We start from the raw sequence: 21,875 nt of genomic DNA, 5'->3' as shown, positions 1-21,875 counted from the left end.
AGGAGAATTATGGTTGATGATGCCTCACAGAAAAGAGAGCTGTTCCGAATTTTGCTTCAACATATCAAGGTAACAGAAAATGCTGTTGTTGGCTTTTTTCAAAATGCTGAAATGGATCATGTCCAAGTCGCCAAGAATGAAGCAAAATGGCATTTTCGCTTTACATTTGAGAGAATCTTGCCCTATCAAGTATATGCACATTTTGTTTCGCAGCTTGAAAAAACGTTCTCGCACATTGCTGTGATATCTTATGAGATTCGTGTTGCAGACCAGACGATTACTCCGGAAATCGTGCTGGAATACTGGAATAGCTGTATTCAGCAAATTGATGGCATTGCACCCCCGCTTTTAAAACTGTTAAATGAACAGCTTCCAACCGTCAATGGCAACAAGCTGTTGATTCGGGTTCGCAATGATGCCGAAGGATTGGCACTTAAGCGAAAATACGGAAACGTAATTGCTGCAATTTATCAGGATGTTGGTTTTCCGGCACTGGCCATTGAGACTGAAATCAAACAAGATGAAAAAAATGAAGAGTATGAAAAATTCCTGCAAGCAAAACGGAAGGAAGACCAAGAACGCGGATTTATGGCAATGATTGAAATGCAAAAGAAAGAAGCAGAGAAAGAAGATGTCGGAGCAGCAGCTGAAGGTCCGCTCTCAATCGGACTTACGATTAAAGAAGATACGGAGATTCGCAGTCTGATCGATATTGTTGATGAAGAAAGAAGGATTGCGATACAGGGTTACATTTTTGACGCTGAAATGAAAGAGCTTCGCAGCGGACGAAGCTTGCTGACCTTTAAAATGACCGATTACACAAGCTCAATCATTGTAAAAATGTTTTCCCGCGACAAAGAAGACGCCGCAAGTTTCCAGCGTGTGAAAAAAGGCATGTGGGTGAAAGCAAGAGGAAGCATCCAAAATGACACCTTTGTCCGCGATTTAATAATGATCGCGAACGATATCAATGAGGTAAGACCGGTTGAACGAAAGGATACAGCGCCGGAGAATGAAAAGCGGGTTGAGCTTCATCTTCATACCCCAATGAGCCAAATGGATGCAGTGACACCGGTGAAACAGTTGGTGGCACAAGCGAAAAAATGGGGACACAAGGCAATCGCGATTACGGACCACGCCGTTGCCCAATCATTCCCGGAAGCATACAGTGAAGGGAAAAAGAACGACATCAAAATTTTGTATGGCGTGGAGGCAAACCTTGTTGATGACGGCGTTCCAATCGCCTACAATGAAGCGCATCGTCTGCTCGCCGATGATACGTATGTCGTTTTTGACGTGGAAACAACAGGACTTTCCGCTGTTTATAATACAATTATTGAACTTGCGGCGGTAAAGATCCGCGGCGGGGAAATAATTGACCGGTTTGAATCATTTGCAAACCCACACCATCGCCTTTCCGCAACAACCATTAATTTAACCGGAATCACCGATGAGATGGTACAAACGGCTCCGGAAGTTGCCGAGGTACTAGAGCGATTTTACAAGTGGACAGAAGATGCCGTTCTCGTTGCCCATAACGCATCTTTTGATATGGGCTTCTTAAATGTCGGCTACCAAAAAATCGGTTTAGGAAAGGCGAAAAATCCTGTAATCGATACACTTGAGCTCGGCCGCTTTCTTTATCCGGAAATGAAGAACCACCGCTTAAATACGCTTGCGAAAAAATTTGATATTGAATTAACCCAGCATCACCGGGCGATTTACGATGCAGAAGCAACAGGCTTTTTGCTGATAAAAATGTTGAAAGACGCTGAGGAAAAAGGGATTCGTTATCATGACGAATTGAACAGCCATACAGGCGAAGGAACAGCATATCAGCGGGCAAGACCATACCATTGTACATTGCTCGCCCAAAATGAAGTCGGTTTAAAAAATTTGTTTAAGCTAGTTTCCATTGCCCATATTGAATATTTTTACCGCGTACCAAGAATTCCGAGATCCGTTTTGCAAAAATATCGGGAAGGCATCATTGTTGGCTCAGGTTGTGATAAAGGGGAAGTTTTTGAAGGAATGATGCAGAAATCTCCTGAAGAAGTGGAGGCCTTTGCCGGTTTTTACGATTATCTTGAAGTGATGCCGAAGCCTGTGTACGCGCCACTGATTGAAATGGAATTGATTCGCGATGAAAAGGCGTTGGAAGAAATCATCGGCAATATTGTGAAGCTCGGTGACAAACTGGGTATCCCAGTTGTCGCTACCGGCAATGTTCACTATTTAAATGAAACGGATAAAATCTACCGAAAAATTCTTGTTCATTCGCAAGGAGGAGCGAATCCGCTAAACCGCCACCAACTCCCGGACGTTCATTTTCGGACAACGAATGAAATGCTTGCAGAATTTCAGTTTTTAGGTGCTGAAAAAGCAAAGGAAATCGTTGTGACAAATACGAATAAAGTTGCAGATATGGTTGATTTTATCAAGCCGATTAAAGATGATTTGTATACGCCAAGAATCGAGGGCGCTGAGGATGAAATGCGGCAAATGAGCTATGCAATGGCCCATAAAATCTATGGTGACCCGCTTCCGGAAATTGTTGAAGCCCGGCTTGAAAAAGAATTAAAGAGTATTATCGGCCACGGATTTGCGGTAATCTACTTAATTGCTCATAAATTGGTGAAGAAATCTCTTGATGACGGCTATCTCGTCGGCTCAAGGGGATCGGTTGGTTCTTCGCTTGTTGCGACAATGACCGAAATAACGGAGGTAAATCCGCTTCCGCCGCATTATGTTTGCCCGGCTTGCAAGCATTCCGAATTTTTTAATGATGGGTCTGTGGGTTCCGGCTTTGACCTTCCAGACAAAAATTGCCCGGTCTGCGGTGAAAAATACCGCAAAGACGGCCACGATATTCCATTTGAAACCTTCCTTGGCTTCAAGGGAGACAAGGTACCTGACATTGATTTGAATTTTTCCGGGGAATATCAGCCGAGGGCGCATAACTATACAAAGGTATTGTTTGGTGAGGAGTATGTTTACCGTGCCGGGACGATTGGCACTGTTGCCGACAAGACTGCCTATGGGTATGTAAAAGCTTACCAGCAGGATCACAATTTGCATTTGCGCGGAGCAGAAATTGACCGCCTTGCCTCCGGCTGTACGGGGGTAAAAAGAACGACAGGGCAGCATCCAGGAGGAATTATTGTTGTCCCGGATTATATGGATATTTATGATTTTTCACCAATCCAATATCCAGCTGATGATCGAAATTCTGAATGGCGGACAACGCATTTTGACTTCCATTCGATCCATGACAACGTTTTAAAGCTTGATATTCTCGGGCACGATGATCCAACCGTGATTCGAATGCTGCAGGATTTAAGCGGAATGGACCCAAAAACCATTCCGACCGATGACCCGGAAGTAATGAAAATTTTTAGTGCAACAGAATCGCTTGGGGTCACCGAAGAGCAAATTATGTGCAAAACGGGTACACTGGGTATCCCAGAATTTGGAACACGGTTTGTCCGGCAAATGCTTGAGGACACAAGGCCGACAACTTTCTCGGAATTGGTGCAGATTTCAGGTCTTTCGCACGGTACTGACGTATGGCTTGGCAACGCTCAGGAACTCATCCAAAACCAAATCTGTACGCTAAGTGAAGTGATCGGCTGCCGTGACGATATTATGGTTTATTTGATTTATCAGGGACTTGAACCCTCATTTGCTTTTAAAATCATGGAATCAGTCCGTAAAGGAAAAGGCTTAACAGAAGAAATGGAAGCAGAAATGCGCAAAAATGAAGTACCAGAATGGTACATCGATTCCTGCAAAAAAATAAAATATATGTTTCCTAAGGCGCACGCTGCTGCGTATGTGCTGATGGCTGTTCGCATTGCTTATTTTAAGGTGCATCACCCATTGCTTTATTATGCAGCCTATTTCACTGTTCGTGCTGAAGATTTTGATGTTGAAGCAATGGCGAACGGTTCTGCAGCAATTCGAGCGAAAATTGAAGAAATCAATGCAAAGGGCTTGGACGCCTCTAACAAGGAAAAGAGTTTATTAACGGTTCTGGAACTTGCGCTTGAAATGACGGAGCGGGGCTATTCGTTCCAGAAAATAAATTTATATAAATCGGCTTCATCCGAATTTATTATTGATGGGAACACTTTAATACCGCCTTTTAATGCCATTCCAGGGCTTGGAACCAACGCAGCAATTAATATTGTGAATGCCCGCAAAGATGGCGAGTTTTTATCAAAAGAAGATTTGCAGCAGCGAGGGAAAGTGTCCAAAACGATACTCGAATACTTAGATAAACAAGGCTGTTTGGCAGACTTACCAGAACAAAACCAGCTTTCGCTCTTCTAGTTCATCAGTGCCAGACCGCATTTCATTTGCATCTATAGTATGGTTATGGTATAGTTTTATTGGAAATACTAAGAAATACTCTCGTATTCAAGAGTGGGGAAACCCACTCTTTCGTATTGTGTGCACTTATTTCTAAAAAACGTCCTATGTTAACACGGATAAATTCGTGAAAAGGAGGTTATGGAGCATGAGCAAAGTAACGGAAATCGTCGAAGAACTGACGAAACCGATTGTCACGGAACTTGATCTTGAATTGGTGGAAGTCGAATACGTAAAAGAAGGCAAGAACTGGTTTCTTCGCGTTTATATCGATAAAGATACCGGTGTTGACATTGAAGAGTGCGGTTTAGTTAGCGAAAAACTCAGTGAAAAATTGGATGAACTCGACCCGATTCCGCACAACTATTTTCTTGAAGTGTCCTCCCCAGGGGCTGAACGGCCATTGAAAAAGGCGAACGACTATGAAAAGGCCATAGGCAAGCAAATCCTTGTGAAAACATACGAACCGATCGATGGTGAAAAAGTTTTTGAAGGCAAATTGCTAACGTTTGACGGAGCTACGGTATCGCTTGAAGTAAAGATCAAAACAAGAAAGAAAACAGTTGAAATTCCGTATGAGAAAGTTGCCAGCGCCCGGTTGGCAATCAGCTTTTCCTAAAGGAATGTACTAATCCTTTTTAATGTCTGTTAAGTAAAGTTGAAATAAACAGCAACTTAAGTCATACCTGGAAAATTGAATAAGAAATGAAGGGGGATACAATCCATGAGCAGCGAATTATTAGATGCTCTTACATTGCTGGAAAAAGAAAAAGGTATTTCCAGAGATGTTTTAATTGAAGCAATTGAAGCAGCACTTGTGTCGGCATATCGCCGTAATTTTAACCAAGCACAAAATGTGCGAATTGATCTTAATCTGCAAACAGGCTCGATGCGTGTTTTTGCCAGAAAAGAAGTTGTCGATCAAGTTTTTGATCCACGATTGGAAATTTCACTAGAGGAAGCAAGAACTATTAATCCGAATTATCAAGTAGAAGATGTTGTTGAACTTGAAGTCACGCCAAAGAATTTTGGCCGAATTGCGGCTCAAACTGCTAAACAAGTTGTCACCCAACGTGTAAGAGAAGCAGAAAGAGGGATTATTTATTCCGAATTTATTGACCGTGAAGAAGATATTATGACAGGAATCGTTCAGCGAATTGATTCCAAATTTATATATGTCAGTCTAGGAAAAATTGAGGCAATTCTCCCGGTCAATGAGCAAATGCCGAACGAACGCTATCAGCCGCACGATCGCATTAAGGTGTTTATAACAAAGGTTGAAAAAACAACAAAAGGTCCGCAAATTTTTGTTTCAAGAACACATCCTGGGCTATTAAAACGCTTATTTGAGATCGAAGTTCCTGAAATATATGATGGTACAGTAGAAATTAAATCAGTGGCACGTGAAGCTGGCGACCGTTCAAAGATTTCCGTTCATTCCGATAATCCGGAAGTGGATCCAGTCGGTTCATGTGTAGGCCCAAAAGGCTCAAGGGTACAGGCGATTGTTAATGAACTAAAAGGGGAAAAGATCGATATCGTAAAATGGTCCGATGATCCAGTCGTATTTGTAGCTAACTCGCTTAGCCCATCGAAAGTATTGGATGTGATCGTCAATGAAGCTGAAAAAGCTACAACGGTGATCGTGCCTGACTACCAGCTATCCCTGGCAATTGGAAAACGTGGCCAAAATGCCCGGCTAGCGGCGAAATTAACCGGTTGGAAAATCGACATTAAATCGGAAACAGAAGCACGCGAATTAGGAATCTATCCAAGAGAAGAGACCATCAAACTCTTTGAAGACGATACCGATTTCGGCTTTGATGATACAGAAGATGAAGTGGAATAACCGTAAGGGGGAATGATCGTGAACACTCGAAGAAAAGTTCCAATGCGCAAATGTGTGGCAACCGGTGAAATGAAACCGAAAAAAGAACTCGTTCGCATCGTTCGTTCCAAGGAAGGGGAAGTCTCAATCGATCTGACTGGAAAAAAATCCGGCAGGGGGGCATACCTTTCGAAAGAGAAGGAAGCAGTTGAATTAGCCAAGAAAAAAAATATTTTAGCGAATCATTTACAAGTTCCGATCGATGACAAGTTATATGATGAGCTGGTAGAGCTAATCGAGAAGGAGAACCGACTATCCTAATGAAGGAACAAAAATGGATGTCACTACTTGGTTTAGCCAATCGAGCACGGAAAATCATTTCGGGTGAGGAGCTGGCCTTGAAAGAAATTCGAAGTGGTAAAGCGAAACTTGTTTTACTTTCTAAAGATGCATCGATCAATACAGCGAAAAAAATCACTGATAAATGTAATTCATACAAAGTTCCATTGAAACTTGTTGAAAATCGCCATCTTCTTGGTCAAGCAATTGGAAAAGAAGCCCGCGTTGTTGTAGCTATAATGGATAATGGATTTGCAAAAAAAATGATCACGTTGCTCGATTAATTCTAGCGGGGGTGAAAGTATGAGCAAAACGCGTGTATATGAATATGCGAAAAAACACAATATTTCAAGTAAAGATGTAATAGCAAAGCTGAAAGATATGAATATAGAGGTTTCCAATCATATGACAACCATTGAAGATGGTGTAATCGAAAAGCTTGATGCTATTTTTGTAAAAAAAGATCAAAAACAACAGCAAAAGCAGCAGAGGTCTGGTGCGCATCGCCCTGGAGGCAATAAATCGCCAAGACCGCAGCAAAAGCCTCAAATTCAGCCGAAAACGGCACCAAAGGCATTCGAAGATGACGATGACAAGACTATTCCGGCTAAAGTAAAACCAAAAGTTGTCCCACCAAAAAACAAAGAAGGAAAAAAACACGACCAAGAATATCAGTCGAAAGAAAATAAAGCTTTCAGTAAAGGGAAATCTAAAGCTAAACCTGGACAACAAAATCGCCACCAGCACAATAATAAAAAACCTAATCAGACAGTACAGCAAACGCCGCCACCGAAAAAGAAGGAAAAAGAGCTTCCGGCAAAAATTACGTTTAGTGAATCTCTAACAGTGGCAGAACTGGCAAAGAAGCTACACCGTGAACCGTCTGAAATTATTAAAAAGTTGTTCTTGCTAGGTGTAATGGCAACGATCAACCAAGCTTTGGATAAGGATGCTATTGAATTGATTGCCGGAGAGTACGGGGTTGCAGTAGAAGAAGAAATCAAAATCGATGAAACCGATTTGGAAGTTTATTTCACCGAGGATGCACCTGAAGATCTTGTTGAAAGACCGTCAGTCGTTACGATCATGGGCCACGTTGACCATGGAAAAACGACTTTACTGGATTCAATTCGCAACACAAAAGTGACCGAAGGGGAAGCTGGTGGAATCACCCAACATATCGGAGCCTATCAGGTTGTTGAAAATGGGAAAAAGATTACGTTCCTTGACACACCAGGACATGCCGCTTTTACGACGATGCGTGCTCGCGGTGCCAAAATCACTGATATTACCATTCTGGTTGTCGCTGCTGACGATGGAGTCATGCCGCAAACGGTTGAAGCCATCAACCATGCAAAGGCTGCGGAAGTTCCAATAATTGTCGCTGTCAATAAAATGGACAAAGAAGCAGCCAACGCAGACCGTGTTATGCAGGAATTGACAGAACACGGGCTTGTTGCGGAAGCATGGGGTGGAGATACGATTTTCGTTCCGCTATCAGCTAAAACGGGTGAAGGGATCGACAATTTGCTTGAAATGATTTTACTTGTCAGCGAAGTGGAAGAATACAAGGCCAATCCGAAGCGAAACGCCGTCGGTACGGTAATTGAAGCCCAGTTGGATAAAGGGCGCGGGTCGGTTGCGACATTGCTGGTGCAAAACGGAACATTGCGAATTGGCGATCCAATTGTTGTCGGTAATACGTATGGACGCGTGCGGGCGATGGTTAACGATGTCGGACGCCGCGTGAAAGAAGCAGGTCCGTCAACGCCTGTCGAGATTACCGGTTTGAATGATGTACCACAAGCGGGCGATCGCTTTGTCGTCTTTGATGATGAAAAAACAGCCCGGCAAATCGGTGAAGCTCGCGCCCAACAAGCGCTCGCTGCCCATCGCGGTGAAAAATCCCGCGTAAGCTTGGAAAACTTGTTTGAACAATTGAAGCAAGGTGAAATGAAGGATTTAAATGTCATCATTAAAGCAGACGTTCAAGGTTCCGCTGAAGCTGTTGCAGCCTCCTTGCAAAAAATTGAAGTGGAAGGCGTCAACATCAAAATCATTCATACAGCTGTAGGCGCAATTAATGAATCAGATATTACACTTGCAGCCGCTTCAAATGCAATTGTTATAGGATTTAATGTTCGTCCGGATGCAAATGCCAAGCGTGCAGCCGAAGCGGAAAAAGTAGATGTCCGCTTGCACCGTATCATTTACAAAGTAATTGAAGAAATTGAAGCAGCAATGAAGGGAATGCTTGATCCGGAATACGAAGAGAAAATCATTGGTCAGGCAGAGGTTCGCCAAACGTTTAAAGTTTCTAAAATTGGTACCATCGCTGGCTGTTATGTGACGGATGGAAAAATAACCCGCGATAGCGGTGTTCGCTTAATCCGCGACGGTGTCGTTATTTTTGAAGGTGAAATTGACGACCTAAAACGCTTTAAAGATGATGCAAAAGAAGTCGCACAAGGCTATGAATGCGGAATCACGATTAAAAACTTCAATGATGTCAAAGAAGGCGATATTATTGAAGCATATATTATGGAAGAAGTAGAGCGGAAATGATGATTGGCGCTGCCATATGTGAATGCATTATTTACGACGCCCATTCGTTAAAAGAAAAACGGGCTGTCTTGCAAAGAATCATTACGCGCCTTAAACAAAGATATAATGTTTCCGTTTCGGAAATGGATCACCAGGATGTTTGGCAACGAACAAAAATTGGAATAGCAGTGATTGGCTTAAGTCGCGTTCCGATCGAAAAAGAGCTCCACCATGCATTAAACTTGATTGATTCATTTCCCGAAATCGAAAGAACGATCACCGACATCGAATGGTTGTAAACAAAGAGGTGAAAGATCATGAGCCATAGAGCAAACCGCGTTGGAGAGCAAATGAAGAAAGAATTGAGCGATATCATCGGCCGGAAGATAAAAGACCCAAGAATTGGCTTTGTAACGGTTACAGATGTTCAAGTGACCGGAGACCTTCAACAGGCAAAGGTTTTTATATCGGTTTTAGGTGATGAGGAACAAAGGGAAAATACGCTAAAAGGCCTTGCAAAAGCAAAAGGCTTTATCCGTACAGAAATGGGACAGCGCATCCGCCTTCGCAAAACACCGGAAATCATCTTTGAATTCGATGAATCAATCGATTACGGGAATCGGATTGAATCTCTTCTCCATCAATTGCATGCCCAGGATGAGAATCCGAATGATTGAGAAGAGAAAATGGATAGACAGCAAATGTCTATCCATTTTTTGGTGGTCTAGGAAATTATATATTTGTACATCGTCCCAAGGGACTTGCCGACTTACCAGTCAGCGAGTGTTCATTTGAATTTTAAAAAAAATGGGGGTGAAGGCAATGGAAGGCATTTTGCCTTTATACAAACCAGCGGGATTGACCTCGCATGATTGTGTTTTTAAACTGCGCAAAATTTTAAAAACAAAGAAAGTCGGCCACACGGGAACCCTTGATCCGGACGTGACGGGAGTTCTTCCCATCTGCATCGGCAGAGCAACAAAGGTGGCAGAGTACATTACCGATGCCGGAAAAGCCTACATCGGAGAAGTGACCATTGGTTTTTCGACAACAACCGAAGATGCCTCAGGTGAGATCGTCGAACAAAAAGCCGTTGACCGTATGATTCCAAATGAAGAAATAGCAGCGGTATTCGCGTCGTTAACCGGGGAAATTGAACAAACACCACCGATGTATTCCGCTGTGAAAGTCAATGGCAAACGTCTATATGAATATGCCCGCCAAGGAATAGAGGTGGAGCGGCCGACCAGAAAAGTGAAGATTTATAAGCTGGAGTTGCTTAGTGATGAATGGATAGCTGAAGGGGATACACTTAAATTTAGCTTTAGCGTGGATTGCAGCAAAGGAACGTATATTCGAACATTGGCTGTGATGATTGGTGAAAAGCTTGGATTTCCTGCACATATGTCAAAATTACAAAGAATTCGGTCTGCATCTTTTACACTGGATGATTGCCTGACATTAGAAGAAGTAGCGGAAAAAATGGAAAAAGGGGAAATGGAACAATGGTTACTTCCACTTGAAAGAGCACTTTCTCATTTGCCGAAATATGCAATTAATGATAAAGTAGCAGAGAAAGTGAAAAATGGCGCACTTTTACGGGTTCCTGATGAACTTGAAAAGACAGAAGGTCCGATTGCAGTCGAAACGGCAGATGGCGGTGTTCTTGCGATATACGCCCGCCACCCGCAAAAACAGGGGATCTTAAAACCGGTAAAAGTATTGCGCAACGAACAAGATTGATAGAGGGAAGATAGAGAGTGGTGAGTACCATCGTGGAAATAAAAAGACTTGAATACCCGCCTGAAATAAAAAAAAACGACTTACCGCCATTGGTGTTGGCTCTTGGTTATTTTGACGGTGTTCATCTCGGCCACCAAGAAGTCATTCGAAAAGCAAAAGATATTGCTGTTCAAAAGGGATTTAAATCTGCCGTGATGACATTTGATCCGCACCCTTCGGTCGTTTTAGGTAAAGCGGAACAGCATGTTCAGTTTATCACGCCCATTCGTGACAAAATTCGCTTGATTGAGCAGTTGGAAATCGACTTTTTATTTATCGTTGATTTCACAGAAGCTTTTGCGAATCTTTTGCCGCAGGAATTTGTCGATCAGTACATCATCGGCTTGAATGCAAAGCATGCAGTAGCGGGGTTTGACTTTACGTATGGAAGAATGGGGCAGGGTACAATGGAAACCTTGCCGTTTCATTCACGAAACGAATTTACCTTTTCCGTTGTTCCAAAGTTCGAAAGTGGCGGGAAAAAAATCAGTTCGACATGGATCCGTACATATTTAAAGGAAGGAAAAACCGACCAACTGCCATTGCTTCTTGGCCGTTATTATACGACGAAGGGAACTGTTGTCCATGGAGATAAACGCGGTCGAACGATCGGATTCCCAACAGCAAATATCGAATTGCTGGATGATTACATTCTTCCGCCGGTTGGAGTTTACGCTGTTCGGTTAAAGATAGACGGTGAATGGTACAGAGGGGTTTGCAACATCGGCTTTAAGCCGACTTTTTACCGCGAGCTAAGCCCAAAACCATCAATTGAAGTACATCTTTTCGATTTTCAGGCTGATATTTACGGTAAACAAGTGGAAATTGAATGGCATAATTATTTGCGCAAAGAACAAAAATTTTCCGGAATTGAAGAGCTTGTCGCCCAAATTGAAAGAGACAAACAAGCAGCAATTGACTACTTTACTAGCGGTTTCTGATCGTTTGGCTAAGATCTAATAAAATTCAATGCTGATTTGCTCGTTCTAGTTGATTATGCGGCAACCCGTAAGCTATTTTATCTGCATCTTTGTCTAAAATTGCTCTTTAATTGTGAAATATCCGGTTTTAGCTTGCTTTTTGGCGGAAAACATTGTATTCTTATTAACGTATTCGAAATGAACCTTTGCTTGGCAAGTCGAGTCACCGACGCTTGCTCAGTAACAGGCGATTTAAATTAGGCTAAACAGCATTGCTGATTATGCCCCAATAGGAGGTGAAACAGGATGGCAATCACACAAGAACGTAAGAATGAATTGATTAATGAGTTCAAAACTCATGAAAACGACACTGGATCTGCTGAGGTACAAATCGCTGTCCTTACAGAATCAATCAACAATTTGAATGAGCACTTGCGCATTCATAAAAAGGATCACCATTCGCGCCGCGGTCTATTGAAGATGGTTGGTAAACGCCGTAATTTGTTAACGTATTTACGTAACAAAGATGTTCAGCGCTACCGCGAATTAATCAATAAGCTTGGTCTACGTCGATAATCAACTGAAGCGGGAATTTTCCCGCTTTTTTATTAGCTTTCAGAATCAGAAATCTTTTATACATACTATAGTTAATATAAATTGGGGTATACTTTAAATAAAAATTTCATTACAACAGCCGCAATCCGGCTTTTTCATAAAAGTTCGATGATACGAGTGAACTTATCTGTTTTCGCATCATCCTCTAAGTGATTTGGGATAGAGAGGGGTAAAAAATATATGGATCAAACGAAACACCACTATTCAATTGATTGGGCAGGCAGAAAGCTGACCGTCGAAATTGGACAATTGGCAAAGCAAGCAAACGGCGCTGTCATGGTTCGATATGGTGATACAGCTGTGTTAAGTACTGCAACGGCATCAAAGGAACCGAAAAACGTAGATTTCTTTCCGCTAACTGTTAACTATGAAGAACGGTTATACGCAGTCGGGAAAATCCCTGGAGGTTTTATCAAGCGGGAAGGCCGACCAAGTGAGAAAGCAATCCTTGCAAGCCGCCTAATCGACCGCCCAATTCGTCCGCTTTTTGCTGATGGTTTCCGCAACGACGTTCAAGTCGTCAGCATCGTAATGAGTGTGGATCAGGACTGTTCCACAGAAATGGCGGCAATGTTTGGTTCATCGCTGGCACTAAGCGTATCAGATATACCGTTTGAGGGGCCAATTGCCGGAGTAATCGTTGGCCGGGTGAACAATGAATTTGTGATCAATCCGACGGTTGAGCAAGCTGACCAAAGTGATATTCATTTAACGGTTGCGGGGACAAAAGACGCCATCAACATGGTTGAAGCAGGCGCAAAGGAAGTTCCTGAAGAAATCATGCTCGAAGCCATTATGTTTGGCCATGAGGAAATTAAGCGGTTAATTGAATTCCAGGAAAAAATCGTGGCGGAAATTGGCAAAGAGAAAATGCAAGTAACTTTATACGAGATCGATCCGGAACTGGAAGCGGAAGTTCGGGCAAGTTGTGAAGCGGATATGATCAAGGCTATACAAGTTCAGGAAAAACATGCCCGCGAAAACGCAATTAATGAAGTGAAAAATCGCATTTTAGAGCAATACAGGGAACCAGAAGCATCTGAAGATGATTTAAAACAAGTAAAACAAATACTGGACAAGCTTGTCAAAGGTGAGGTCCGTCGGTTAATTACGGAAGAGAAAATCCGCCCGGATGGCCGAAAAGTCGATGAAATCCGTCCGTTGTCCTCACAGGTTGGCATCCTGCCAAGAACACACGGATCTGGCTTGTTTACCCGCGGCCAAACACAAGCATTGAGCATTTGTACCCTTGGGGCAATGGGGGACGTGCAAATCCTTGACGGTCTCGGGATCGAAGAAGAGAAACGGTTTATGCACCATTACAACTTCCCGCCTTTTAGCGTAGGTGAAACAGGGCCAATGCGCGGACCAGGACGCCGTGAAATCGGACATGGAGCTTTGGGCGAACGAGCACTTGAACCTGTCATTCCATCCGAAAAGGATTTCCCTTATACGATTCGCTTAGTTTCAGAAGTCCTTGAATCGAACGGATCGACTTCCCAGGCAAGTATTTGCGGAAGCACGCTTGCAATGATGGATGCCGGTGTACCGATCAAAGCCCCTGTAGCGGGCATTGCAATGGGATTGGTTAAATCCGGAGAATATTATACTGTTTTGACAGATATTCAAGGTATGGAGGATCACCTCGGAGACATGGACTTTAAAGTAGCCGGCACTGCAAAAGGGGTAACAGCACTGCAAATGGATATTAAAATTGCCGGCTTATCTCAAGAAATTTTGGAAGAAGCGTTGCAGCAAGCGAAAAAAGGCCGGATGCAAATCCTTGATTCCATGCTTGCAACCATAGCGGAGCCAAGGAAGCAGCTTTCTGTCTATGCTCCAAAAATACTGACGATGGCAATCAATCCGGATAAAATTCGTGATGTAATTGGACCAAGCGGCAAACAAATCAACAAAATTATTGAAGAAACTGGTGTTAAAATTGATATTGAGCAGGATGGCACGATCTTTATTGCCTCCACCAACCAGGAAATGAATGAAAAAGCCAAGAAAATCATCGAAGATCTTGTCCGTGAAGTCGTTGTCGGCCAACTTTACCTTGGAAAAGTAAAAAGAATTGAAAAGTTTGGCGCATTCGTTGAAATTTTCCCAGGAAAAGACGGATTAGTGCACATTTCCGAGCTTGCCGAGGAACGCGTAGGAAAAGTGGAAGATGTTGTTAAGATCGGTGACGAACTTCTTGTCAAAGTTACCGAAATTGATAAGCAGGGACGCGTCAACCTTTCACGAAAAGCTGTTTTAAAAGAACAGCGTGAAAAAGAAGAGGGTAGCCAAAAATAACGATTCAACTAGCCAGGGGAAACCCTGGTTTTTTGTTGCGATTACCTAAAAAAGCTTTCGGATTCTGCTTAGTCCTTAATCGCTTTGTTGTTCTACCTTGTCCCCTTTGAACATATTTTGTATACGAAGGGGGAAAGACAAAATGAGAAAGATCATGGTGTTGGCAATTTTCTTTGGAATGGCCTGGTTTTCCGCTACGTACACGCCTATCAGTTCCTATGTAGTCGCTTTAAAAAATGGATCATTGCCAGCAGCTAAACAGGCAAATCCTCTTTATCAGGAGATTGTAAAAAAAGCTCCTAAATACGAAATTCAGCCCTCCGATGCAAAAATCGATACCGTATGGAAAGCAACGCCAGGCTATAACGGCTTAAAAGTCAATATAGAGGCATCCTATAACAAAATGAAAAAAGACGGTAAGTTCAATGAGGAGAAACTTGTATTTGAACAAGTAGCGCCGAAAACGCATTTAAATGATTTACCTCCTTCACCGATTTACCGTGGACATCCTAATAAACCCATGGTCAGTTTTTTAATCAATGTCGCATGGGGAAATGAGTATCTTCCATCTATGTTAGCCACATTAAAAAAGGACAATGTTTCAGCTAGCTTTTTTTTAGAAGGCAATTGGGTGAAAAAAAATCCTGATTTAGCCAAAATGATTGTCGATGCAGGACATGAAGTCGGCAACCATTCCTATTCACATCCTGATATGAAGCTGCTTTCGGCAACGAGAATCCGTGATGAATTAAATAAGACAAATGAGGTAATCAAAGCAACCACTGGGGTAAAGAGTAAATGGTTTGCACCTCCAAGCGGCAGTTATCGGGATGAGACGGTAAAAATCGCAGCTGAATTTAACATGAAAACGGTTATGTGGACAGTTGATACAATCGATTGGCAAAAACCTTCCCCTGATGTACTTATTCAACGAGTAATGAGCAAAATCGGCAATGGATCCATTATCCTCATGCATCCGACTGAAGCAACCGCAAAATCGATGGATCGGCTGATCAAACTAATTCAGCAAAAAGGGCTTGAGATTGGGACAGTTTCCAGTCTAATGGATGAAGAGCGGATAAAGTGAAATAGCAACCGGTGAAATTCTTCAATTTAGTCGGGAGGATAATAAATTGGAGGACAATTTCGCACAATAAGAGGAAATACTAACGGTATCAGGTGAATCTAGTATAAAATGAATAATTGACGCAGCAGTTGTAGATGAACAGGAGGATTTCAATGATCAAGAAGTATACTTGCCAGAATGGGGTTCGAATTGTCCTTGAAAGAATTCCAACGGTTCGTTCCGTGGCAATCGGGGTGTGGATTGGGACAGGGTCAAGAGATGAAAATCAAGAGAACAATGGAATATCCCATTTTTTAGAACACATGTTCTTCAAAGGAACAACTACCCGTACTGCAAAGGAAATTGCTGAATCCTTTGACAGTATCGGCGGCCAGGTAAATGCTTTTACATCAAAAGAATACACATGCTATTATGCAAAGGTGCTTGATACACATGCGAAATATGCTCTGGATGTATTAGCGGATATGTTTTTTAATTCAACTTTTGTTGAAGAAGAACTGAACAAAGAAAGAAATGTGGTTCTTGAGGAAATTAAAATGTATGAAGACACCCCGGATGATATTGTCCATGATTTACTGAGCAAGGCTGTTTATGAAAATCATCCGCTCGGCTATCCAATTTTAGGGACAGAAGAAACATTAAACACGTTTACTGGAGAGAAGCTCAAAGAATATATTTACGAACGGTACACGCCGGAAAATGTCGTCATTTCAATCGCAGGAAATGTCCCAGACACCTTTATTCACGAAGTGGAAAATTATTTTGGATCCTATCAGGGCGGAAGCAGTACAAAATCGGAATTTCCCCCATCGTTTCATGCAAACCGGATTGCGAGGAAAAAAGAGACAGAACAAGCCCATTTATGCATAGGCTTTAACGGTTTAAATGTCGGTCATGAAGAGATCTACAGTTTGATCGTGTTGAACAATATTCTTGGTGGAAGCATGAGCAGCAGGCTGTTTCAGGAAGTACGCGAGCAAAGAGGGCTTGCATACTCTGTTTTCTCTTACCATTCAGCGTATCAGGACAGTGGAATTGTCACGATTTATGGCGGTACGGGTGCGAAACAGCTGGATGTTTTGTTTGAAACGATCGATGAGACGCTTCAAAGATTAAAGCAGGAAGGAATCACTGAAAAAGAGCTGACCAATAGCAAAGAACAGTTGAAAGGCAATCTCATGCTTAGTTTGGAAAGCACAAACAGCCGAATGAGCAGAAATGGAAAAAATGAACTTCTCCTTAAGCGGCACCGCTCGCTCGATGAAATCATTGAGCAAATTGATCATGTGACAAAAGTCGGAGTCGATCAAATGGCCAATCGCATTTTTACGGATCATTACTCGGTTTCTCTAATCAGTCCCGAAGGCGGAATGCCGAACTCGATTCGTTAGGTGATACTGCTTCCGTTCGTTCCAATGTCTTTTTTTCCGTAGTCTAATTTCGCCCCATTGTCGATAAACTAGTACAAAGGAAATTGAAGGGGGCTATATTTGTGAGACTAAGTGAGTTAAGCGGAAAAGAAATTGTTGATGTCAAAAGAGCCGAACGGCTAGGCGTTCTCGGTCAGACCGATCTCGAAATAAATGAAACAACTGGACAAATTCAAGCGCTGTTAATTCCGAGCGTAAAATGGTTTGGCCTAAGGAAACAAGGCCAGGAAATCCGAGTGCCATGGCAGCATATTAAGAAAATCGGTACAGATATGATCATCATTGATGTTGCCGATGAAATTGAATAAATTCCAAAATATGAAAAAAAGCCCAAGCAGCTTTCGGTTGCTTGGGCTTTTTTTCATGCAATGGAGTGGAAAACTCACCGATTTGGTCATTGTGACATAAGATGTTGAAGTGATGTTGGTAAGGATTTTTAAAAAAAGAAGGTGAATGTTTTCATGCTGACAGGAATGCAGATTGCCGTAATTGGCGGAGATGCTAGACAGCTGGAAATTATCCGCAAGCTGACAGAGTTGGATGCCAGGCTTTCGTTAATTGGTTTCGAACAGCTGGATCACGCTTTTACAGGGGCGGTAAAGGAAAAAATCAATGAGATCGATTTTTCAACAATAGATGCGTTTATTTTACCAGTTGCCGGAACGAATTTACAGGGCCAGGTGGAGACAATTTTTTCAAACGAAAAAGTGGTGTTAACTGAAGACATACTTGCCAGTACACCAAGTCACTGCACGATTTATTCCGGAATAACAAATCCATTCTTGACCGGTTTAACAACAAAAGCAAACAGAAGACTTGTCCAGCTGTTTGCCCGGGATGATGTCGCGATCTACAACTCCATTCCAACGGTTGAAGGAACGATCATGATGGCGATCCAACATACGGACTTTACGATCCATGGTTCAAACGTGGCTGTTCTTGGGCTTGGCAGATGTGGCATGAGTGTAGCTAGAGCGTTTCATGCCTTGGGAGCCAAAGTGAAGGTTGGCGCGCGAAAAAGTGAACATCTTGCAAGAATCACTGAAATGGGCGTAACTCCGTTTCATTTAAATGACCTTGAAACAGAAGTGAGAAACACGGATATCATTATCAACACAATTCCGCATTTAGTACTCAGCGCAGCAGTTTTATCCAAAATACCTGTGCACACACTCATTATTGATATTGCTTCAAAACCAGGCGGTACCGATTTTCGCTATGCCGAAAAACGCGGCATTAAGGCACTGCTCGCTCCAAGTCTGCCGGGTATTGTCGCTCCGAAAACGGCCGGACAGATTTTGGCAGATGTGCTTGCCCAATTGCTCGAAGAAGATTTGAAAAGGCGAAAGGAGAACAAAAAATGAGTTTAAAAGGCAAAAGAATCGGCTTTGGATTAACAGGTTCCCATTGCACCTACGATGCCGTCTTTCCGCAAATTGAAAAACTTGTTCAAGAAGGCGCGGAAGTTCTTCCAGTTGTCACCTTTACAGTGAAAAACACAGAAACAAGATTTGGAAAAGGTGAGGATTGGGTAGCACGAATCGAAGAATTAACCGGAAATAAAGCAATTGATTCGATCGTTAAGGCAGAGCCGCTTGGACCGAAAATTCCTCTTGATTGCATGGTCATTGCCCCATTGACCGGAAATTCAATGAGCAAATTCGCCAATGCGATGACAGACAGTCCGGTTTTAATGGCGGCCAAAGCGACATTGCGAAACGGTAAACCAGTTGTACTTGGCATTTCAACAAATGATGCCCTCGGTTTAAATGGTGTGAATTTAATGAGATTGATGGCAACAAAAAATATATATTTTATCCCCTTTGGCCAAGATGATCCGATAAAAAAACCGAATTCAATGGTGGCGCGGATGGAAATGCTAACAGAAACGATCGAGAGCGCCATCGGCGGCAAACAAATTCAACCTGTAATTATTGAAAAATACCGGGACGGTGTATAAAATTTCCGATCGAAAAAGGAAAAACGTTATTTCTTCACGGTAATATGGTAAAATGAATTATCGCATGATTCATCACTTAATTAATATGAGAAAAGCGATACACAAATCAATTAGGATAAGCCTGCGAGTTGCTGGGAAATACAGAGTAGCCTTTTCAAAAAAGGAAAAGCTAGCGGCCATTTCCCGGTGATGAACGGCTCAATATGGAAAAATACGCAGAATGCATGGAAGGGGTACTAGAGAATGAACCAGACAGATGGGTTGCATGTTGCTGTAGTTGGGGCAACAGGAGCTGTAGGGCAGCAAATGATCCAAACATTAGTAAATAGGAATTTTCCTTTTAAAAAATTAACTTTATTATCTTCTGCCCGGTCTGCAGGAAAAAAAGTTAACGTAAATGGGGAAGAATACACCGTCCAAGAAGCAACGCCTGAAGGTTTTGAAGGCGTGGATATTGCCCTGTTTAGTGCGGGGGGGGGCGTGTCGAAACAACTTGCTCCCGAAGCAGTAAAACGCGGAGCGATAGTTATCGATAACACGAGTGCCTTTCGGATGGATCCGGAAATTCCGTTGGTTGTTCCCGAAGTAAACGAGAGCGATCTTCATCATCATAATGGAATTATTGCGAATCCTAACTGCTCTACCATTCAAATGGTTGTTGCATTAGAGCCGATTCGCCAAAAATATGGTTTAAAGAAAGTGCTTGTTTCAACGTACCAGGCAGTTTCCGGCGCTGGAGCAGTTGCAATCGAAGAATTAAGAGAGCAGACAAATGCCATTATGAACAATGAAAGCTTCGAACCGAAAATATTGCCTGTTCGTTCAGATGAGAAGCATTATCAAATTGCCTTTAATGCGATTCCGCAAATTGATAAATTCCAAGAGAACGGTTTTACGTTTGAGGAAATGAAAATGATCAATGAAACGAAAAAAATCATGCATATGCCGGAGCTTCCTGTTGCTGCAACCTGCGTGCGGTTACCGGTTGAAGTCGGCCACTCCGAATCGGTTTACTTTGAGCTTGAAGCAGAAGGCGTTACAGCTGCTGAGATTAAAGCCTTATTAAACAGCTCACCAGGAATTGTTCTTCAAGACGAACCGGACCAGCAGATTTATCCAATGCCTGCAAATTGCGTCGGTAAAAATGATGTATTTGTCGGACGGATTCGAAAAGATTTGGACGAAGAACGCGGATTCCATATGTGGGTTGTCTCCGATAACCTTCTGAAAGGCGCGGCATGGAACTCGGTGCAAATTGCTGAAAGTTTGCTTTCATTAGGTCTTGTAAAAGGTAAATAATTGCAAATGAAAACTCGCCGACTGGCGAGTCCCTATGGACGAAGACAGAGGGATAGTTGAATTTATGCGCTTAGAAATTATGGATATAAATTCTGATTAGCTAAAAAAGGCAGGTTTTAAAGCCGATGAAAATCATTGTGCAAAAATTTGGCGGTACATCAGTGAAGGATGCGGAGAGCCGGAAATTTGCTCTTCGCCATATTCAAAGAGCGCTTTCGGATGGTTACAAAGTGGTGATCGTTGTATCAGCAATGGGGAGAAAAGGCGATCCATATGCGACGGATACCCTTCTATCTTTAGTTGGCGGAAATAGCAGTAAAATTTCCAATCGGGAGCAGGATTTACTGCTATCGTGCGGCGAAACGATTTCAAGTGTGGTTTTTACCGATATGCTCTTGGAAAATAATATCCGTGCTGTCGCCTTAACTGGTGCACAGGCAGGGTTTCGAACCAATCATGACCACACAAATGCCAAAATCATCGAAATGAAATGCGATCGTCTTCTTCGTGAATTCGAAAATGCGGATGCAGTTGTTGTCGCCGGTTTCCAAGGAGCCGCGAAAAACGGCGATGTTACAACAATCGGCCGCGGCGGCAGTGATACGTCCGCGGCTGCGCTCGGTGCAGCGCTAAATGCTGAATGGATTGATATTTTTACAGATGTGGAAGGGGTAATGACAGCCGATCCGCGCATTGCCGAAAACGCCAGACCGCTTTCGGTTGTGACCTATACGGAAGTGTGCAATATGGCGTATCAAGGTGCAAAGGTCATCCATCCGAGAGCAGTGGAGATTGCGATGCAGGCGAAAGTTCCAATCCGGATCCGTTCGACGTATTCCGATAATCCCGGCACACTTGTGACAGCCTTGAATAAGGAAAACCGGGGCAGTGACATCAAAGAGCGATTGGTGACTGGAATCGCGCATGTTTCCAATGTCACGCAAATTAAGGTTTACGCTAAAAAAGATCAATACAATTTGCAGGCAGAAGTATTTAAAGCGATGGCAAATGAGAATATAAGTGTGGATTTTATCAATATCTCGCCAAATGCTGTCATTTACACGGTAACGGAAGAAATGACAGATAGGGCACTAAACGTGCTTAAGCAACTTGGCCATGAGCCGGGTGTTGAACGAAATTGCGCAAAAGTATCTGTTGTGGGAGCAGGGATTGCAGGTGTTCCAGGAGTAACAGCAAATATTGTTACTGCCTTATCCGAACAAGGAATTCGAATCCTTCAATCTGCTGACAGCCACACAACGATTTGGGTGCTTGTCAAACAAGAAGAGCTAATAAAATCAGTGAACGCGCTGCACGATGCCTTTCAGCTCGAAGAAGAGACCGCCCAGTACAATCAGCCCGATTTTTACTAATTTTTCTACAACTTATAAAGCCATGG

Annotated in this window: 19 protein-coding genes; all 19 read left to right on the top strand. The window is 42.7% G+C overall.

Translation table 11 applies throughout. The annotated features are described in order from the left end of the window. Nucleotides 1-9: 9 nt before the first annotated feature. The 19 genes from ACQYAD_RS05400 (at nucleotide 10) to dapG (ending at nucleotide 21,849) form a co-directional block, all read left to right on the top strand. Complete coding sequence (locus ACQYAD_RS05400; RefSeq protein WP_430236185.1) at nucleotides 10-4,332, top strand: PolC-type DNA polymerase III; 4,323 nt, start codon at nucleotides 10-12, stop codon at nucleotides 4,330-4,332. Nucleotides 4,333-4,519: 187 nt separating this feature from the next. Then, complete coding sequence (rimP, locus tag ACQYAD_RS05395) at nucleotides 4,520-4,990, top strand: ribosome maturation factor RimP (protein WP_430236184.1); 471 nt, start codon at nucleotides 4,520-4,522, stop codon at nucleotides 4,988-4,990. 105 nt (nucleotides 4,991-5,095) lie between these two features. Then, nucleotides 5,096-6,220: a transcription termination factor NusA gene (gene nusA / locus ACQYAD_RS05390; protein WP_430236183.1), complete on the top strand. Its 1,125-nt coding sequence runs from the start codon at nucleotides 5,096-5,098 to the stop codon at nucleotides 6,218-6,220. 18 nt (nucleotides 6,221-6,238) lie between these two features. Beyond that, nucleotides 6,239-6,520 carry an RNase P modulator RnpM gene (gene rnpM / locus ACQYAD_RS05385; protein ID WP_430236182.1) on the top strand — a complete coding sequence of 94 codons (282 nt, stop codon included), beginning with the start codon at nucleotides 6,239-6,241 and terminating at the stop codon, nucleotides 6,518-6,520. Further along, nucleotides 6,520-6,822 (top strand): YlxQ family RNA-binding protein, encoded by a 303-nt coding sequence (locus tag ACQYAD_RS05380; protein WP_430236181.1) that lies wholly within the window; start codon nucleotides 6,520-6,522, stop codon nucleotides 6,820-6,822. Before rnpM ends, ACQYAD_RS05380 begins: the two co-directional genes overlap by 1 nt. A gap of 19 nt (nucleotides 6,823-6,841) precedes the next feature. Next, a complete protein-coding gene (infB, locus tag ACQYAD_RS05375) occupies nucleotides 6,842-9,103 on the top strand; it encodes a translation initiation factor IF-2 (protein WP_430236180.1) in 2,262 nt (753 codons plus the stop codon). Further along, nucleotides 9,103-9,381, top strand: a complete 279-nt coding sequence (locus ACQYAD_RS05370) for a DUF503 domain-containing protein (RefSeq protein WP_430237197.1) — start codon at nucleotides 9,103-9,105, stop codon at nucleotides 9,379-9,381. The genes infB and ACQYAD_RS05370 overlap by 1 nt, the downstream gene beginning before the upstream one ends. Nucleotides 9,382-9,399: 18 nt before the next feature. Then, on the top strand, nucleotides 9,400-9,759 hold the full coding sequence (rbfA, locus tag ACQYAD_RS05365) for a 30S ribosome-binding factor RbfA (protein WP_430236179.1): 360 nt from the start codon (nucleotides 9,400-9,402) through the stop codon (nucleotides 9,757-9,759). Between the two features lie 145 nt (nucleotides 9,760-9,904). Then, complete coding sequence (gene truB / locus ACQYAD_RS05360) at nucleotides 9,905-10,825, top strand: tRNA pseudouridine(55) synthase TruB (protein WP_430236178.1); 921 nt, start codon at nucleotides 9,905-9,907, stop codon at nucleotides 10,823-10,825. Between the two features lie 17 nt (nucleotides 10,826-10,842). Beyond that, nucleotides 10,843-11,805: a bifunctional riboflavin kinase/FAD synthetase gene (gene ribF, locus ACQYAD_RS05355; RefSeq protein WP_430236176.1), complete on the top strand. Its 963-nt coding sequence runs from the start codon at nucleotides 10,843-10,845 to the stop codon at nucleotides 11,803-11,805. Nucleotides 11,806-12,090: 285 nt separating this feature from the next. Beyond that, nucleotides 12,091-12,360: a 30S ribosomal protein S15 gene (gene rpsO, locus ACQYAD_RS05350; RefSeq protein WP_430236175.1), complete on the top strand. Its 270-nt coding sequence runs from the start codon at nucleotides 12,091-12,093 to the stop codon at nucleotides 12,358-12,360. Between the two features lie 219 nt (nucleotides 12,361-12,579). After that, entirely contained in the window at nucleotides 12,580-14,700 is a 2,121-nt protein-coding gene (pnp, locus tag ACQYAD_RS05345) for a polyribonucleotide nucleotidyltransferase (protein WP_430236174.1), read from the top strand. A 142-nt stretch (nucleotides 14,701-14,842) separates the two neighbouring features. Further along, the gene (locus tag ACQYAD_RS05340; RefSeq protein ID WP_430236173.1) at nucleotides 14,843-15,787 is read left to right on the top strand and encodes a polysaccharide deacetylase family protein; all 945 of its coding nucleotides are present in this window, start codon (nucleotides 14,843-14,845) and stop codon (nucleotides 15,785-15,787) included. A 152-nt stretch (nucleotides 15,788-15,939) separates the two neighbouring features. After that, on the top strand, nucleotides 15,940-17,178 hold the full coding sequence (locus ACQYAD_RS05335) for a M16 family metallopeptidase (RefSeq protein WP_430236172.1): 1,239 nt from the start codon (nucleotides 15,940-15,942) through the stop codon (nucleotides 17,176-17,178). A gap of 101 nt (nucleotides 17,179-17,279) precedes the next feature. Next, entirely contained in the window at nucleotides 17,280-17,525 is a 246-nt protein-coding gene (locus ACQYAD_RS05330) for a YlmC/YmxH family sporulation protein (protein WP_430236170.1), read from the top strand. A gap of 153 nt (nucleotides 17,526-17,678) precedes the next feature. Then, nucleotides 17,679-18,581: a dipicolinic acid synthetase subunit A gene (gene dpaA, locus ACQYAD_RS05325; RefSeq protein WP_430236169.1), complete on the top strand. Its 903-nt coding sequence runs from the start codon at nucleotides 17,679-17,681 to the stop codon at nucleotides 18,579-18,581. Next, on the top strand, nucleotides 18,578-19,177 hold the full coding sequence (gene dpaB, locus ACQYAD_RS05320; protein ID WP_430236167.1) for a dipicolinate synthase subunit B: 600 nt from the start codon (nucleotides 18,578-18,580) through the stop codon (nucleotides 19,175-19,177). Before dpaA ends, dpaB begins: the two co-directional genes overlap by 4 nt. Before the next feature lie 243 nt (nucleotides 19,178-19,420). Further along, on the top strand, nucleotides 19,421-20,476 hold the full coding sequence (gene asd, locus ACQYAD_RS05315) for an aspartate-semialdehyde dehydrogenase (RefSeq protein ID WP_430236166.1): 1,056 nt from the start codon (nucleotides 19,421-19,423) through the stop codon (nucleotides 20,474-20,476). 125 nt (nucleotides 20,477-20,601) lie between these two features. Continuing rightward, on the top strand, nucleotides 20,602-21,849 hold the full coding sequence (gene dapG, locus ACQYAD_RS05310) for an aspartate kinase (RefSeq protein ID WP_430236164.1): 1,248 nt from the start codon (nucleotides 20,602-20,604) through the stop codon (nucleotides 21,847-21,849). The last annotated feature ends 26 nt before the right edge of the window (nucleotides 21,850-21,875 follow it).

The sequence above is a fragment of the Neobacillus sp. SM06 genome (assembly GCF_050496765.1).
Lineage (GTDB): Bacteria > Bacillota > Bacilli > Bacillales > Cytobacillaceae > JAEVLT01.
This window is presented reverse-complemented; position numbering and strand designations above follow the sequence as displayed.

Excerpts from the sequence above, each read along its gene's own strand:
- ACQYAD_RS05400 (WP_430236185.1), top strand. The coding sequence starts at position 10 with ATGGTTGATGATGCCTCACAGAAAAGAGAGCTGTTCCGAATTTTGCTT.
- rimP (WP_430236184.1), top strand. The coding sequence starts at position 4,520 with ATGAGCAAAGTAACGGAAATCGTCGAAGAACTGACGAAACCGATTGTC.
- nusA (WP_430236183.1), top strand. The coding sequence starts at position 5,096 with ATGAGCAGCGAATTATTAGATGCTCTTACATTGCTGGAAAAAGAAAAA.
- ACQYAD_RS05380 (WP_430236181.1), top strand. The coding sequence starts at position 6,520 with ATGAAGGAACAAAAATGGATGTCACTACTTGGTTTAGCCAATCGAGCA.
- infB (WP_430236180.1), top strand. The coding sequence starts at position 6,842 with ATGAGCAAAACGCGTGTATATGAATATGCGAAAAAACACAATATTTCA.
- ACQYAD_RS05370 (WP_430237197.1), top strand. The coding sequence starts at position 9,103 with ATGATTGGCGCTGCCATATGTGAATGCATTATTTACGACGCCCATTCG.
- rbfA (WP_430236179.1), top strand. The coding sequence starts at position 9,400 with ATGAGCCATAGAGCAAACCGCGTTGGAGAGCAAATGAAGAAAGAATTG.
- truB (WP_430236178.1), top strand. The coding sequence starts at position 9,905 with ATGGAAGGCATTTTGCCTTTATACAAACCAGCGGGATTGACCTCGCAT.
- rpsO (WP_430236175.1), top strand. The coding sequence starts at position 12,091 with ATGGCAATCACACAAGAACGTAAGAATGAATTGATTAATGAGTTCAAA.
- pnp (WP_430236174.1), top strand. The coding sequence starts at position 12,580 with ATGGATCAAACGAAACACCACTATTCAATTGATTGGGCAGGCAGAAAG.
- ACQYAD_RS05340 (WP_430236173.1), top strand. The coding sequence starts at position 14,843 with ATGAGAAAGATCATGGTGTTGGCAATTTTCTTTGGAATGGCCTGGTTT.
- ACQYAD_RS05335 (WP_430236172.1), top strand. The coding sequence starts at position 15,940 with ATGATCAAGAAGTATACTTGCCAGAATGGGGTTCGAATTGTCCTTGAA.
- dpaA (WP_430236169.1), top strand. The coding sequence starts at position 17,679 with ATGCTGACAGGAATGCAGATTGCCGTAATTGGCGGAGATGCTAGACAG.
- dpaB (WP_430236167.1), top strand. The coding sequence starts at position 18,578 with ATGAGTTTAAAAGGCAAAAGAATCGGCTTTGGATTAACAGGTTCCCAT.
- asd (WP_430236166.1), top strand. The coding sequence starts at position 19,421 with ATGAACCAGACAGATGGGTTGCATGTTGCTGTAGTTGGGGCAACAGGA.
- dapG (WP_430236164.1), top strand. The coding sequence starts at position 20,602 with ATGAAAATCATTGTGCAAAAATTTGGCGGTACATCAGTGAAGGATGCG.